Origin of the sequence: Stenotrophomonas sp. 610A2 (assembly GCF_030549615.1) — a bacterium.
GTDB lineage: Bacteria > Pseudomonadota > Gammaproteobacteria > Xanthomonadales > Xanthomonadaceae > Stenotrophomonas > Stenotrophomonas pigmentata.
This window is the reverse complement of record NZ_CP130832.1, coordinates 467129-482306: the sequence shown is the minus strand read 5'-3', so window position 1 is coordinate 482306 and position 15178 is coordinate 467129. Positions and strand designations below refer to the sequence as shown.

The following is a 15178-nucleotide window of genomic DNA, read 5'->3' as shown; positions in this document are numbered from 1 at the left end:
TGAACGAGGGTCGCTCCAGCGGCGTTCGTGCCGCGGCGTGATATCGATGCGCTCAAGCATCCTGCAGACGCATCCCGTCCCCTGACGCCGGTACCTGCTGTTGAGGCCCGCGTACCTTCCGCTGCGTCGTGTATCGCACTTGAACCTCCGGCAGCCATGCCGGTAAATGACAACAGTATCCGCACCGCTTTTCATGGCGGGATCACTGTGTGGATCAAGGACAAGGCCTGGTCGCGGAATCACGGCCCGGCAGTGCTCGACCACTTCAGATTCTGGGCTCGCACAGCATCCACACCCTTTCGCTACAGCCGCCATCCTTTGCAAGGTTGCGTCAACCGACATGGAAGCAGAGACAAGTACCAGCAAACCAATCAAGGCCTGCGCCAAGCAAGCAACCGTGCAGCACGATATCGGCCGCCCAGCCGGGCCCATCATCGAGTTCAACCATGTCGGCAAGCGCTATCGCGGAAGGTGCGCCGTCAATGATCTCTCGCTGAGCATCGCTGCCGGCTCCTTCTTCGCCTTGCTGGGGCCAAACGGGGCCGGCAAGACAACCTCCATCCGGATGATGTCGACCCTGACCCGACCAAGCACCGGCACGATCACGGTGGCGGGGCACGATGTGGTGAAAGACGCTGCACGCGTGCGGGGCCAGATCGGCGTTGTGCTCCAGAACCACTCATTGGACGACGAGCTCAGCGTCAACGAAAACCTGCAGGTGCACGCGATGATCCATTCCATGCCCGTCGCCGACGCCAGACGCCGGGCAGCGGCGCTGCTGGAACTGGTAGGCATGGCCGCGCGCGCGCCAGCTGGTACGCGGCCTGTCCGGCGGCGAGAAACGACGCGTGGAGATCGTGCGGGCATTGCTGCATCGGCCACGTATTCTGTACCTGGATGAGCCTACCGTCGGCTTGGACACGCAGGTCAGGAATACGCTCTGGTCTTACCTGAAGTGCGTCTCTGCAGCGGAGGGTGTCACCGTCGTATTCACCACGCATTACCTTGAAGAGGCAGAGGCCAACGCTGATGCAGTCGCGCTGATCAATCGCGGACAACTGCTCGGCAGCGGAACCATTGACGCGTTAAACAGCATGCTCGGCACAACGGGGCTGACCGACGCTTACCTGCAGATGACAGGCAAGGACCCGAGCTGATCATGTTCAAACCCATTTATGGCCTGTGGCTACGCGACATCAGGAAGTTCAGCCGCAGTCGCTGGAAGATCATCAGCGGTCTGGCCCAGCCCGTGCTCTATCTGCTGGTATTGGGCACAGGTTTGGATCAGGTATTCCGCGCTGCCGGCTACACGAGCTACCAGCGATTTCTCTCTCCCGGCGTGGTTGCGATTGCGGTGATCATCGCCGCGTTCATCAGTGGCTTCTCGGTACTCTGGGACCGTAAATTCGGCTTCCTCAAGGAAACCCTGGTGGCGCCGCTCCCGCGCTGGCAACTGGTTGTCGGCAGGTGCCTGGGCGCGGCCACCACTGCTGCGCTGCAGACTTCGCTGGTGCTTGGGTTTGTGTATCTGGTCCTGGCGCAATGGCCAGGCAGCCTTGCCCTGCTGGAATTGGAAACTGCGATCTTCGCCACCGGTTTCCTGTTCGCGGTGCTCGGCGCATTGTGTGGCGCGGTCATTGAGGACTTCCAAGCCATACAGGTCATCATCAGTTTCATCCTGATGCCAATGATCTTCCTGTCCAGCGCGCTGTTTCCGCTTCCCGCAGACGATCACTCCGCAATGCTCGGCACTCTCATCAGATTCAACCCGGTGAGTTATCTGGTCGACCTCATCCGACTGGCGATGGGGCAGCCGGGCAGCTTTCCGCTGGTGACGTCGATGTGCGTGTACACCGGCCTGCTCGCCGGTTCACTGGCCTTGTGCGTGCGCGCGTTCACCCGGATAGATGCCTCCTAGTAGTGACACTTGCCAGTAGCGGGCCATGGCCGTTCCAGAACAGGCACCGCGCGCCGCAGGACCGAATGCAGCGAAATCAGCTGCGGAACATATCGTGCTCGTTGCAAAAACTGACCAAATCCTGATTGGACTCCACGCCCAACTTGCGCATGGCCGAGATCTTCTGAGTGCTGACCGTCTTGATGCTGCGACTGAGGTGTTCGCTGATCTCGCCGACGGTCTGCCCTTCGACGAAAAGCCGTATCACCTCGAACTCGCGCAGGGTGAGCGAGGCGATACGCTGTTCGACCGGGTTCTCACTGTCGCCACGCCGCACCTTCTTGAAGCCCGGCGGGTAGTAGCGCATGCCGCGCCTTAGCGTCTGCAATGCCTGGCTGAGCTCGGACATATCGTGCTGCTTCAGCACCACACCGCTGACCCCTGCGTCATACAGTGAGGCCACGATCATGGGATTGGACAACATGGTCAACACCAACAATTTGGTGTCCGCAAACCTTCGCCGCAGGAAGCCGATGAACTGAATGCCATCGCCGTGCCGTTCGTCGTCCGGCATGTGGTAATCGGTGATGACCACATCCGGCAGTGAGCGCTCCAGCTGGTCCACCAGCTCCGAAGGCGACTGCGCGGCGGCCTCCACGACCACGTTCGGGTCGCGCTCCAGCACCTCTCTGATACCCATGAGCAGCAACGGGTGGTCATCGGCGATAACAATACGCAGCTTCTGCATTAAAGGTCCTTCAGTGCCTGACAATGCCGACTCTTGCGGGTAGCAAGTGTCAGGTGCTGGCAACCAGCTTGTCCAGTGCCTGGCAGAGGGCAAACAGGTCCTCGCTGAGACCTGGCCCCCATGCCTCGCTTGCCAGACGTTGCTCTACGTCCTCCAAGGTTCCCGCCATCAGCATGCCGCCCACCGTCACCAGAGCGCCGCGCATGCGATGCAGCTTCTGCATCACCAGCACGCTATCGGCGGCTGCGATGGCATCCCTGCAGCTATCGATATCCACACGCATGGTGGTGCGGAACACCTCACGATACTTCTCCGGTACAAGCAACTGCGGCAAATCTTCTTCAACCGTTACTGCTGACGACTCAACCAGCACTGGCTGTGGATGCGGCTGCCACTGCTGCAGCAACCGATGCAGGTGTTGCAGATCGACGGGCTTGACCAACCAGGCGTCCATCCCACTGTCCAGGCAGCGCTGCTCTTCGTCGCGCATGGCATTTGCGGTCACCCCGATAATCGCGCAGCGCGCCCCGTGGCCACGCAACGCCCTTGTCAACTCGTAGCCATTCATGCGTGGCATGTTGATATCGGTCAGGACCACATCATAGGCATGCGCTTTCCACTGCGCCAAGGCCTGCTCGCCGTCGCCGGCAACGGTTACTTTGCAACCAAGCGCCTGCAATTGGTCATACAGCGTGGCTTGGTTGATTGGATTGTCCTCCGCGACCAGTACATCCAGAGCAATCCGAGGCGGGCCCACCCGCTTTGCCGGCTGCGCGACTGCAGGTAGCTGCTGTAGCCAGCGCTGCAGCGCCAAGCCAATGCTATTGACACTGTCACCGTCCATGTCCGAGCGCGTCTGGTCATCCGGCGGCGCTACACGCAGATGGGGACCATTCCAGCTTGAGGCAGTTGCAGCCATCTGCACGTCAAGCAGCAACCGCGCATCTCCCATCGGCAACGCATCACCATTCGACAGCAGCTCTACCTCTGCCCCCCAGCCAACCAGCCAGTCACGCAGGTGCGCGGACAACGCTGGGTGCGGACTGCGCAGCAGCAGCTTCAATCCAGACAGTTGCGGAAGCGCTTCCTGCTCCACTTCCGATACCGCGTCGGCGAGCGTCAGCGTGAGTGAAAAACTGCTTCCCAACCCGGCCTCACTGACAACCGCCAGCGCGCCCCCCATCAATCCCGCCAATCGCTGACAGATCGACAGGCCCAACCCGGTACCACGTATCGTGTTCTGACTCTGGTTGAGGGCGTTGAAGGGTGTGAACAGCTGATCGAGCTTGTCGGCCGGCACTCCAATCCCTGAGTCGGCCACCTGCCATTGCAGTGTGCTTGTACCATTCTGACCTCGTTCAACCGTCAGGCGAACGATGATGTGCCCGGACGGTGTGAACTTGACCGCGTTGCTGATCAGATTGGAAACGACCTGACGCACACGCAGCGGATCGCCGATGACAGCTTCGGGTACGCGATGGTCGATCGTACAGAACAGCAGCAATCCCTTCTGCCGCGCCATCGCCGCATACGTGGCCGTGCATTGCTCGACCAGCTCGCGCGGATTGAACGGTTTGGACTCCACCTGCATCTGCCCGGCCTCGATCTTGCTGATATCGAGGATGTCGCTGATCTGCTGCAGCAGCTGCTGGGAGGCATCCTGCAGCCGGTTGACATGCTGTGATTGGCGACCATTCAGCTCGGTAAGCGCAAGCAATTCCAAGGTTCCGAGCAACCCGTACAGCGGAGTTCGTATCTCATGGCTCATCGTTGCCAAGAAGGTGCTCTTCGCCGCGTTTGCCTCATCAGCGGCAGTGCGAGCGCGTGCCAGTGCGCGCTGCTCCTCTGCGTGGATGGTGATATCGGTGAACGCACACAGCACCACATCCTGCCCGTGGTAGCGGGTAGGCGCATACGTCATATGCAGGCTGCGCCCATTGGCCAGCTCGATCTTCTCGATGACCCCAGCAGAGCCTGCCTGCAGCATCCGTGCCCACGCTCCAACATCCACCGACAAGCCGGTCAGCGGCTGCGAATCCACCAGTTGCAGCCATTGCCGGGCCAAGTCGGTTGCGAACACTACCCGTCCGCCTTCACGGGTCACCAGGCACAACGCGACCGGCGTCGTCTCGATCAAAGTACGATTGAAGGCCTCACTCTCGATGACCTGTTCCTGCGCCCGACGTGCTGGCTCGATCACTTGCAGGCGATACCAGCGGACGTAACCGATGCCACCGAGCACAGCCAGCACGAACAGCGCCAGCGCAACGGCGAGTATCCACAAGTTGTCGGCGAACAAGCTCCCATAGCCGATCTGGTAATAACCAATCCACTCGCCCGAGCGATCCTGCACCCGCAAGCCCAGCCCCTGCCAGTGCAGACGCAAACCGTCCTCTTTGAAATCTGGCGGCGGACCCTGACCCAGCAACAAGCCTTGCTCGGCGTGACGCAGCCAGAACCGGGGCTGCGCCGCTGAGCTCTCTGCGGCAGCCGGAAAGAGTTGCGCGTCACTGAACATCATCGCCATGAAGGCCTTTGATGCATCGCTGGTTATCGCGCTTACCCGCCCCCTGCGGAAGCCGGCATGCGCTACAGCCAGCATGTTCCCCGGCTCACCCGGCACCGCAAGCCAGCGCACGGCAGTGACCGCCGGGGCGCCAGCAGCGCTGCCAACCACAGCGGCCGGCAGCAGCAGACCTTCACGCTGGGCTATCGCCGTCGCTTGTTGCAGCCATGCCCCTGAATCTCGTCCCGCTGACCTGCCTGGAACCAGCACGGCACTGCCATCGTCAGCATTGACCACCAGCAGCGGTGCAGCCGGGAAACTTGAAAAAGCCCAGAACGCCGAATACTGACGGCTCAGATAGGTCCCGACCGCCGCATACGCTGGACTGATCGCAGCTCCGGGCGTGCCAGGCAGGAAATCGAATGGTTGACGGACATCAGCCGCCAGCTGCTCCGGCAGTCCCTGCTGCTGCGTGTTCTGTGCGTGCAGTTGCTGCAGGAAATGCTCCTGCTCCAGCAGGTACTCAACACGCTGATTGAATTCAGTGGTCAGCTTTGCCCGGATCTGTTCAACGGTGTGCTGGCCGCCCAGCGCCAACATGCCTGCCAGCAACACCGCCAGCACCAGGCTGCCGAAGGTGGCGATGGTCTGGCGATGCAGCCGACGAGTGACGTTATTGAAGGAAGAATCGGGCATATCGGCCTTCAGGCAAGCAGTTACCTGTCTGACTCGGATGGTATGCGTTTTAGTCTACAGAAGCTGCCCGAAGTCCGACGCAGCCAGCGCTGGCGAGAACAGAAAGCCCTGCGCGCGATCGCAGCCCAGCCGTTGCAGGCAGGCCAGGTCGTCCTCGGTCTCCACGCCTTCAGCGGTCACGGTCAGGCCGAGCTCGTGACCGAGCTCGATCGCCGATGCGAGCACCGCGTGCCGTGCAGCGTCGTTCCAGGCACCACTGACGAAGGCGCGATCAATCTTCATTTCGGTAAAAGGCGTGGACAGCAGGTTGTACATCGAGCTGTAGCCGCGACCGAAGTCATCCTGCGACAGCCCGAACCCCTTCAAACGCAGCCGGCTTACGCCTCGATGAAACAGATCGACGGCATGGATGGGTTCGTCCTCGAGCAGCTCGAAGACGATATCCGCCGGCGAAACCCCTGCCTGCGCTACTTGATCCGCCACCAGATCAGGCAGGTCAGCCGTCTCCAGCAAAGGGATTGGCAGGTTGACCGAGAACGGCACGACGTGACCGTGCGCCTTCCAGGCAAGGTGTGCGGCAAGCCCATCACGGAGCATGCACATCAGCAGCTCCTGCTGAAGGTTGTGGTGCTGAATGGATGGGAGGAACACGCCGGGAGCGATCAACCCGGACAACGGATGCTGCCAGCGCGCAAGCACCTCGGCACCGACGACACGCCGGCTGCGGACGTCCACCTTGGGCTGGAAGCGGCCATGGATCGCGCCTTGATCCATGGCCCGTAGCAGCTTGGCGGCATCCAGCCTTGGCAGGGTTTGCTGTTGCTCGTCGTGCGCTTGAGGTGACGTTGCCTGCTGCAAGTGCTGCTGCAACTGCTGCGCCTGTGTAGCGGTGAAGGGCTTCGGAAACGCACCAACCACCGGCAAACCCCGTGTAAACGCCATCTGTTCCACACTCTTGAGAATGCTGTCATCGCAGGAACTGCAGATCACCAGCGACGGCGCGAGCGGGGTATCGGCAAGTTGATCGATGAACTGCACGCCATCACTTCCGGGCATATCCAGGTCCAGTACGACCAACTGATATCGATGACGGTGAAGATGCATCATCGCCTCCGCCGCGGAACCTGCACTGTGCACGTTCTGCAGACCCACCTGCCTCAACAGGGTTTCGACGTGTAAACACTGCAACGGGTGATCATCAACGATCAGGATACGGGCATCAGGGGACATGGACTTTGTTCTCGTATCGGCGCGCAGCCCGCAGGTGTTCGCGCAAGGTGGACAGGAACAGCGGCTTCACCAGCATCGCGTCCATGCCGGACGACCACGACTTCCCATGTGAATCGGGTAACGCGTCGGCACTGGTACCTAGGATAAGGCCGAGGTAGCCCTTTTTGCGAAGCGCCTCGGCAAGGTCGAATCCCGACATGGATGGCATGTTCAGATCAGTCAGGATGGCATCGAAATCATGCAGGTCTACGCGCAGGAGAGCGCGTTGTCCACTATCGGCAAGCACCACATCACAGCCCAGCATATCCAGTTGTGCCTTGACGACCAGCTGGCTGATGGGGCTGTCGTCCACGACCATCACGCGCTTTCCGAGTGCCGCGACCTCCGCGCCGACAGGGATATCGGCGGGATCGGCACCCCGCCCCTGCTGTGCGCGCAATACTGCCCAACCAATGTCCAGCAACGCATGAGCCGGCGCTGACACCAAGCCCCTCGCCGCGTCAGCGTCCAAGTTGGCCGAGGCAGGACGCAGGAACACCTGGCGGGCGTGCCCGGTCGGTGCTTCAAGTGCAGGGGGCCATGCATGCAGCAATACCGCGTCTGAGTCCATCTGCTGCATTGCCCCTGTGCAAGGCACCGCGAGCGCCCCCCAGCGGGAAAGCCACCTGCACAGGTTGCTCACCACCTCGAAGGACTGACCTGCGACATAGACAGGCTTACCTTGTAGCTGTGGGTGTCGAAGCGGGCCAACAGCCTTGGCCAACGCGACTTCAAACGAGACTCTGGTTCCCAGGCCCGGTTTGCTGACCGCGTGCATTGACCCACCCATCAGCACCGCCAACCGATTGCTGATAGCCAAGCCCAGACCGGTTCCCGGCACCTTGCGCGCCAAAGCCTCGTCGGCACGATAGTAGGGTTCGAACAGATGGTTGATCGACTCCGGCGCAACGCCAATTCCGGTATCGCTTACCTGGAAGAGAAGCTGAAGCAGGCCATCCGCCCGAGTGAATGCTTTGACCCGTAGTACCACCTGACCGGCATCGGTGAACTTGATCGCATTGCTCACCAGGTTGTCCAGGATCTGCCGGATATGTTGCGGATCACCTGCGACATCGCCAATGGATGGCAGGTCGGCGACTGCATAAAGCCGCAGCCCCTTGCCCTCGGCGCGCGCTATGAAGGATGCGATGACCTCATCGATCAGCGCTAGCAGGCAAAAGTCACTTTTTTCAAGAACCATTTGACCAGATTCAATTCTCGAAATATCAAGCGAATCATTGACGGTACGAACGAGCGCTGCTGCCGAGCGATGCAGAAGTTCGATGAAGCGCTTTTGGTTGGCATTTCTTACGGTGGCCGACAACAGCTCCAGAGTTCCGGTGATTCCAAACAGAGGCGTGCGGATATCGTGGCTCATCGTGGCCAGGAATTGGGTCTTTGCCTGGCTTGCGCTTTCGGCGATGGTACGCGCCGTCTTCAGTGACGCCTCGGTCTGCTTCTGCTGGGTGACATCGCTAACTACGCACAGCGAAACCGCTTCACCACGGTAGACCAGCGGCACACTGGTGATCTGCACATGACGCCGGTCGTCCAGATCCACGCTGGCAAGCACCGTATTGCCATCAACGCTGGCGATCCGGTCGCGCCATTGCGCGTCATGATCCATCCAGCGCCGCGCCAGCGCATTCTCGCGCAATACCACGCCATCGGCATTGCTTACCAAAGCCAGACCTACCGGCGCGGTAGCGATCAGCGTGCGGTTCAGCTCGACACTGTCCAGCAACGTGCGGTACTGACGCTGTGCCGGTAACAGGAGGATGCGCCGCGCTGCATACGCTGCGGAAACCACCAGCACAATAAACAGCACCTCCAGCACCAGCGTACGCAGCAGAGCACCATTCGCATCGGCCAGTAACTGCTGCACGGGAACGGAATACACCACCCGCAGGCCACCGCTGCCGATGGATTTGCTGAGTGCGATGTCATGCGGCAGACGATTCTCGTTGCGCAATCCGAAATAGTCATCCTGCAGACCGGCAAGATAAGCGGGTGCATCAGCGCTGCGCAGTACAACGCTGCCCTGACTATCGAGCAGCGTATAGCTGCTGCCCAGCACATCTGGTAACTGCAGAACCTGCTGAAGATTGTTTAGTTCAAGCCCCACCAAGCCCTTGGACACGTCCTTCCGGTCGATCGGTGCCCATGCGGTCAGCGTAGACGAATCGCCCCCGGATCGATGCAGCCAGGTCACGGGGTGAAGCGCTTGATCAGGCAGTGACATCAATCTGACTACAGCGGAAATGTGATCGTCCGGCAGTAACCTCCAGACGGCTCCACCATCAGCTCCATATTCCAGAACATGACTACTAGCGGGAGAAACTGAGATATGCATTAACCGTGCATTCGCCAGCGCCAATCCGCTCAGCATGCGCGGCGTCACGGCGAGCTGCCACTCAGAATCTCCCTCATTCTCCGGCAAAGTAATGGCGTGCAGTCGCGGCATGGCATCACCTGCCTGATCCGACTGTGTGGAAAGTTTCTCACCGCGCACCGCCGTGGCGGCTATCGCACGCAACAGCGCCTCGCGCTGATCCAGAAACAACTGCGCCCTGTAGGCACCAGCATTTAGATGACGGCGATGCTCGGAAACCGAGGTTGTCAGGATGGAGTATATATATGCCGATGCCGCTATAAACGAGCAGACAATAAGCGCCCCGGCGGACACCCATAACAGAATGCCGGAGACGCGGCGAGGTGCCTCTACCTGCAATAGGTTGGATGAGTGAGAGTTCTTCATACATCCAGCATAAAAGTGCAGCACTCAGCGATGCTTAGGACAAATCCTAAATCAGAGCGGACTGCAAACATCGCTCCTCTCAGGAAGCGTCATGGATTTCTTTGAGCAATTCGGCTCCACGCATCTATGTCGTGCTTGGACGTCTGTCGTCTCCCTGAAGACTTGACTCGCCAATTCCCGGAGATCTCCATGACAACCAGCATCAGGGAGAACACATCCTTTGGGCTGCCGACAAACGCTCCAATGACGACCAACCATGTGGGCACTCACCTCCGACCCGCCATTTAGATGGCTGGCGCACCAAAGCTATAGCGTGCCCTGGATGTTTTCGCAGGCGCTGCCCAAGCCCAGCAGTCTGCCGCTGGTGCCGGCTTCCACGACAGCATCATCCCCAAGCTGAATGCCCGAACCCTACGAAATAGGAATGATCTTATTACTGATGGATTTTCGGGGTCTCACAATTCGCGCCATCTGGACGGCACCTATTCGTCTGGAATTCCCAATAAATTGTGATAACCGGAGATCCCTAAAGTGATTAGGCAGAAGAAGATCGCGTGCGCGATCACAACAGCACTACTTTCAGTAATAGCACCGTACATGCGAGCGAACGCACAGGATTTGGAAGGCGCCGAAATCAGCGCTTCCGCCGATTACACCGCCGTGATTTCCTACTCGGGCCCTGGCGCGCACAGCATTAGTTCGTCGACGATCAGCCACTCAGGGTATTTTTCGAATGGCGTCCTCCTTAGTGGAGGTTCAAGCGTCGCAATGACTGATACCAACGTCACCACCACTGGCGACTCGAGTCCAGGATTCTGGGCCTCGCAAAGTGGAACGTACGCAAGTGTAGCTGGCGGGCGCATCGAGACCTGGGGCAACGCCAATACAGGCTCGTTCCTGGTGGACTCGTCAGCGCTTACCGGCTCCCTGGGTGCCAGAGTTGCGGTTGATGGAACCGCTCTTGCCACACATGGCTTCAACAGCGGCGGTGTAACTGCCCTGGGAGGAGGCTCGCGGATTGATCTGCTCAACAGCAGCATCGAGACGTCTGGCGCACAGTCGGCAGGAATCAAGGCTTACTTCAGCAAATCGTGGGGGGGCAGCACCGGAGATGAGATCCATGCAACTTCGGTCAAGATTCGGACGAACGGCGATGGCTCGGCGGGCGCCGTATCGACGGGAGCAAATGGAAACACAGTTACTCTGGTTGATTCGGAAGTAGAAACATTTGGCACCAATTCTTCTGGTCTGGAAGCATCTGAAGGATCGCGACTGGCTGCCCGCAATTCAAACGTTACTACCCACGGCCGGTCGTATGGTGCAGTTGTGACCGGCAGTTCAGTAATGGAACTGATCGGCTCCAGCGTCGACAGTAAAGGGGCCGCTGCGGTCATGATGAACGGAGGTTTGCTTATCGTTAGTGGCGGCAGCCGCCTGACCTCGGGCGAAGATATCTTCCTTGAGCTAACGTCAGATCAGGCCAGTGGGATCTCGCTGGACGACTCACTGGCAATTGGCGATATCCGGTTCACTGGAGGCAATTCCGGCGACGCGAGCAAGAGCGTGCTTAGCATCCAGAATAACGGTCAATGGACCGGCGCCACCGATGCCTTGGGACAGGTCAACATCAGTTCTGGCGGCCAGTGGACGGTGACCGGCGACTCGCATGTTGGCGCGCTGCAGCTGCAGGATGGCACGCTCGCATTCGCCGCGACTTCACCTTTTACATCGCTGACCATCGACGGTGATTTCATCTCGCACAAAGGCTTGCTACAGATGAACGCGGCCCTGGGCGAGGATGATTCGCGCAGCAGCTATATCCACGTCAAGGGCAGCACAGAGGGTGACGCAGTGATTGCGGTCACCAACCTGGGCGGTCGGGGCGGGGTGACCGATGAGGGCATCGAGCTGATCAAGTTGGACGGTAGTTCCGCTGCTGTCTACCAGCTGCAAGGCCGCGCCGTCGCGGGGGCATATGACTATGCGCTCCACCAGGGAAGTCGCAGCGAGCCCGGCAACGGCAACTGGTATCTTCGTTCGGAACTGATTTCTGTACCTGTTGATCCTGTTGATCCTGTTGATCCTGTTGATCCTGTTGATCCGATTGATCCGGTTGATCCGGTTGATCCGGTTGATCCGGTTGATCCGATTGATCCGATTGATCCGATTGATCCGGTTGATCCGGTTGATCCGGTTGATCCGATTGATCCGATTGATCCGATTGATCCGGTTGATCCGGTTGATCCGGTTGATCCGGTTGATCCGATTGATCCGGTTGATCCTGCCGGTCCGGCGGCACCTGTTGCACCGAAACCGCAACAACCGCCTGCTGCGCACCGCCTGCGTCCTGAAGCTGGCGCCTATCTACTGAACCAAGCGGCGGCGGCGAGCATGTTCAACCTGTCCATGCACGAACGCATGGGCGAACCCAATCTGTCTGAGCAGCCCCTGTCCGACCGTACCCAAGGAGCGAGCTGGGCGCGGGTGACCACCTCGCAGGCGCGGATGGATGTACAGGACCAGCTGGATGCACGCAGCCGCCAGCATGTGCTGCAGGTCGGCGCCGATATGGGGCAGTGGGGCCAGAACGGCCGGGGCGTGGCGGGTGTCTTGTTGGGAAGTGGCGAATCCAACCAGCGCATCGTCTCGAACGTGAGCGGCTATAGCGCCGAGGGCAAGCTGAAAGGCACGTCTGCCGGGCTGTATGGCAGCTGGATCCAGAATCCTGCAGTCGAAGGTGGATTGTATGTCGACGGCTGGGCGCAACTGGGTCGTTTCCGCAACCATGTGCAGGGCGAACAACTGGACAAGGAGAACTACAGAAGCCGTTCCACCACGGCATCGCTGGAAGCAGGCTACGCATTCACGGTCAGCCGTGGCGAAGGCCACGCGTTATACGTCGAGCCGCAGGCGCAGCTGACCTGGGGCGACGTGCGCATGCGTAGCGGGCAGCATGTGGAGGCTAATGGCACGCGTGTTTCGGTGGCCGAAGGCGAAGGTCTGCGCAGCCGCGTAGGTGTGCGCGTCTTCGGGCATGGGACTACGCCTGGCAGCAACCGCGTACAGCCCTATCTGACCGCCAACTGGCTGCGCACTCATGGCGCTACCAACGCAGTCTGGCTGGATGACGTGATGTTGTCCGGTGCGCAGCCCAAAAACGTCTACGAAGGCAAGGCTGGCGTGCAGTTGCAGCTGAAGCGCGGAATTACCGCTTGGGGCGAACTCAATGGCAGCCGCGGCGGTGAACAGTACCGTCAGGTTGGCGGCATGATCGGAGTCCGCTACGACTGGTGACTACGACGAGGGCCCCGTTGCAACCGCGCGGGGCCCTATTTACTCAACTTCCGCGGCGCTGCGGTGGCGCGGTAATGTAAAGCGGAATACGCGATTCACGCGGATCACCATCAACACGTTTGCAACGTAGAAGCCCACGTCTCCGTGGGCTTCTATCGTCTACCCGGATACCTGCGTCAGCTTGAACGCTGACGATCCGGTCACATCATTTCGGTGCGCGCTTGGCGAGCTCGATCAGCATCCGTGATGCCAGGTAAAGACGTGGCGGAATGGAATCGATTTCGATGTACTCATTGCGTGCGTGATATCCCCAACCGGCAAGCCCAAGACCTTCGAGCACTGCGGCATGGCCGGAGCGCCCGGCAAACCCGGCATCGGTGCCACCATTGGTGGTCGGGTGCATCAGCAGCTTGCGCCCATCGAGTTCGGCATAGATCTGCTGTGCCAGATCCGCCAATGCGCGTCCGCGCTCCCCCGCTATGTAGATCGGGCGCAGCGGCTCCAGCGTCACCGTGGTGGTGGTATCCGGTACTGCGTGGCTTTCCTTGACCTTGGCCTGCAGCGCGGCCAGCAGATTGGCATTGCTGTCGGCCTGCATCACCCTCGCATCGCCGCCGACTTCCGCACGCTCCGGAATCTGGTTGCGTGCGGTACCGGCATTGGCCGTGGTCCAGTTGAGCTGCGCGCCGGGCACGCCAGCGGCGACATCCTTGGTCTGGATGATCTGATGGGCCAGCTCGACCAGTGCATTGCGGCCCTGCTCCGGTGCCGCACCTGCATGTGCGGACAGGCCCTGCACCGACATCCGCACCTGCGAGGTGCCGGCGGCACTGAGTAGCACGCCTTCGCTCTCGATCACGGCCTTGGCCGGCGATGGTTCGAAGGACAGCACCACGTCGTGCTCGTCCGCCAGCTTGGCGATGGTTTCGCCCGAGCCCGGCGAGCCTATTTCCTCATCCGGGTTGAACAACACGGTGACTGTCGCGTAATCATTCCAACCACGCGCCTTGAGCAGGGCCAGCGAATGCAGGATCACTGCGATACCGCCCTTGTCATCAGCGATACCCGGGCCGTATAGCAGGTTGCCCTTCTGGTGGAAGGGTTCCTTCTCAAGGATGCCGCGGTCGTAGACGGTATCGGCGTGGGCGATCAGCATCACCTTCAACTTGCCGTTGCCGGTGAAGGTACCGCGGACCAGATCCGGGCCCCCGGTGGCCGAAGCAACCCGCTCGACCTTGGCATCCAGCGCGCCGAGTCGCTTATCCAGATAGTCCATCAACCTGGCGACGCCTTCATGATCGGTGGAGCCAGACTCCACCGTCACCAGCTCGCGCAGTGTCTCGATCACCGCCGGCTGCTGAGCCGTGGCCGCTGCCTGAAGCTGCGCATCCAACTGCGCCGCCTGCGCGTGGGTTCCCACTGCTCCCATCGCCAACAGACTGCTGAAAATCGCTGTACGTGCAAAACGCATATGCCACTCCTTTGATCGGGACCGCAATGGGAGTAAAGCCTGTTTCAATCGCCAATCCGATCCAATCCGGCGTTGCAAGCAGGATCGGGATCCGGCCCTATGGACTAGAACTCAGCGTTGACCTGCAGCAGCAACCAACACATCGACGACGGTGGCCCTAGCCTATCAGCACCTCGTGGCTACCGGTGGGCAAGGAACTTATGGAATTGCGGCCATGAGCCCCCCAAGGGCTCAGCTGCTTACATCGTGACCATGGGCGAAAACGCGGCATCTGCTTTCGCTCCTTGAAAGAATCGAAGCCCGATGAGAATGGTGTCTGCCAGAACTCCTCGATGTGAGTGCAGACACGTCTGAGACGCGACGCATCAGCAGAAAAAGCGAAAAGGATAATTTTCATAGCTGGCCAATTGGCCAAATTAAACTAGCAAGTTAATGCACGAAAAGGTTTCTCCAACTGGAACTGAACGCCAGGGAAGACCAGCAGGTTCTAGGATTCTTCTTATGCATCTCCGAAGGACAGGGCTTGAATATACGCCCCG

General features: G+C 60.0%; 9 protein-coding genes. 4 read left to right on the top strand and 5 right to left on the bottom strand.

Features of this window, described 5'->3' with window-relative positions:
- Nucleotides 1–340: 340 nt before the first annotated feature.
- From Q5Z11_RS02070 to Q5Z11_RS02060, 3 genes are read left to right on the top strand one after another with little or no spacing between them, the layout of a single operon-like run.
- Entirely contained in the window at nucleotides 341–901 is a 561-nt protein-coding gene (locus Q5Z11_RS02070) for an ATP-binding cassette domain-containing protein (RefSeq protein ID WP_303748498.1), read from the top strand.
- Nucleotides 849–1157, top strand: coding sequence for an ATP-binding cassette domain-containing protein (locus Q5Z11_RS02065; RefSeq protein WP_303748497.1), 309 nt, complete (start codon nucleotides 849–851; stop codon nucleotides 1155–1157). The genes Q5Z11_RS02070 and Q5Z11_RS02065 overlap by 53 nt, the downstream gene beginning before the upstream one ends.
- A gap of 2 nt (nucleotides 1158–1159) precedes the next feature.
- On the top strand, nucleotides 1160–1918 hold the full coding sequence (locus tag Q5Z11_RS02060) for an ABC transporter permease (protein ID WP_303748496.1): 759 nt from the start codon (nucleotides 1160–1162) through the stop codon (nucleotides 1916–1918).
- A gap of 76 nt (nucleotides 1919–1994) precedes the next feature.
- On the opposite strand, the gene Q5Z11_RS02055 is transcribed toward Q5Z11_RS02060, so the two are convergent.
- The 4 genes from Q5Z11_RS02055 to Q5Z11_RS02040 are packed head-to-tail and all read right to left on the bottom strand — an operon-like array spanning nucleotide 1995 to nucleotide 9874.
- Entirely contained in the window at nucleotides 1995–2645 is a 651-nt protein-coding gene (locus Q5Z11_RS02055; RefSeq protein ID WP_303748495.1) for a response regulator transcription factor, read from the bottom strand.
- A gap of 49 nt (nucleotides 2646–2694) precedes the next feature.
- Nucleotides 2695–5847, bottom strand: a complete 3153-nt coding sequence (locus Q5Z11_RS02050; protein ID WP_303748494.1) for a response regulator — start codon at nucleotides 5845–5847, stop codon at nucleotides 2695–2697.
- A 54-nt stretch (nucleotides 5848–5901) separates the two neighbouring features.
- Nucleotides 5902–7077, bottom strand: coding sequence for an EAL domain-containing response regulator (locus tag Q5Z11_RS02045; RefSeq protein ID WP_303748493.1), 1176 nt, complete (start codon nucleotides 7075–7077; stop codon nucleotides 5902–5904).
- Nucleotides 7067–9874, bottom strand: a complete 2808-nt coding sequence (locus tag Q5Z11_RS02040) for an ATP-binding protein (protein ID WP_303748492.1) — start codon at nucleotides 9872–9874, stop codon at nucleotides 7067–7069. Before Q5Z11_RS02040 ends, Q5Z11_RS02045 begins: the two co-directional genes overlap by 11 nt.
- A 531-nt stretch (nucleotides 9875–10405) precedes the next feature.
- Here Q5Z11_RS02040 and Q5Z11_RS02035 point away from each other — a divergent pair.
- Nucleotides 10406–13168 (top strand): autotransporter family protein, encoded by a 2763-nt coding sequence (locus Q5Z11_RS02035; RefSeq protein ID WP_303748491.1) that lies wholly within the window; start codon nucleotides 10406–10408, stop codon nucleotides 13166–13168.
- A 205-nt stretch (nucleotides 13169–13373) separates the two neighbouring features.
- Here the strand turns inward: Q5Z11_RS02035 and Q5Z11_RS02030 are convergent, their stop codons facing one another.
- Nucleotides 13374–14639, bottom strand: coding sequence for a glutamate carboxypeptidase (locus Q5Z11_RS02030; protein ID WP_303748490.1), 1266 nt, complete (start codon nucleotides 14637–14639; stop codon nucleotides 13374–13376).
- Nucleotides 14640–15178 lie beyond the last annotated feature (539 nt).

What these genes read in the sequence shown, in the direction of transcription:
- Q5Z11_RS02045 (WP_303748493.1), bottom strand. Translation starts at nt 7,077, where the DNA reads ATGTCCCCTGATGCCCGTATCCTGATCGTTGATGATCACCCGTTGCAG.
- Q5Z11_RS02060 (WP_303748496.1), top strand. Translation starts at nt 1,160, where the DNA reads ATGTTCAAACCCATTTATGGCCTGTGGCTACGCGACATCAGGAAGTTC.
- Q5Z11_RS02055 (WP_303748495.1), bottom strand. Translation starts at nt 2,645, where the DNA reads ATGCAGAAGCTGCGTATTGTTATCGCCGATGACCACCCGTTGCTGCTC.
- Q5Z11_RS02070 (WP_303748498.1), top strand. Translation starts at nt 341, where the DNA reads ATGGAAGCAGAGACAAGTACCAGCAAACCAATCAAGGCCTGCGCCAAG.
- Q5Z11_RS02030 (WP_303748490.1), bottom strand. Translation starts at nt 14,639, where the DNA reads ATGCGTTTTGCACGTACAGCGATTTTCAGCAGTCTGTTGGCGATGGGA.
- Q5Z11_RS02040 (WP_303748492.1), bottom strand. Translation starts at nt 9,874, where the DNA reads ATGAAGAACTCTCACTCATCCAACCTATTGCAGGTAGAGGCACCTCGC.
- Q5Z11_RS02050 (WP_303748494.1), bottom strand. Translation starts at nt 5,847, where the DNA reads ATGCCCGATTCTTCCTTCAATAACGTCACTCGTCGGCTGCATCGCCAG.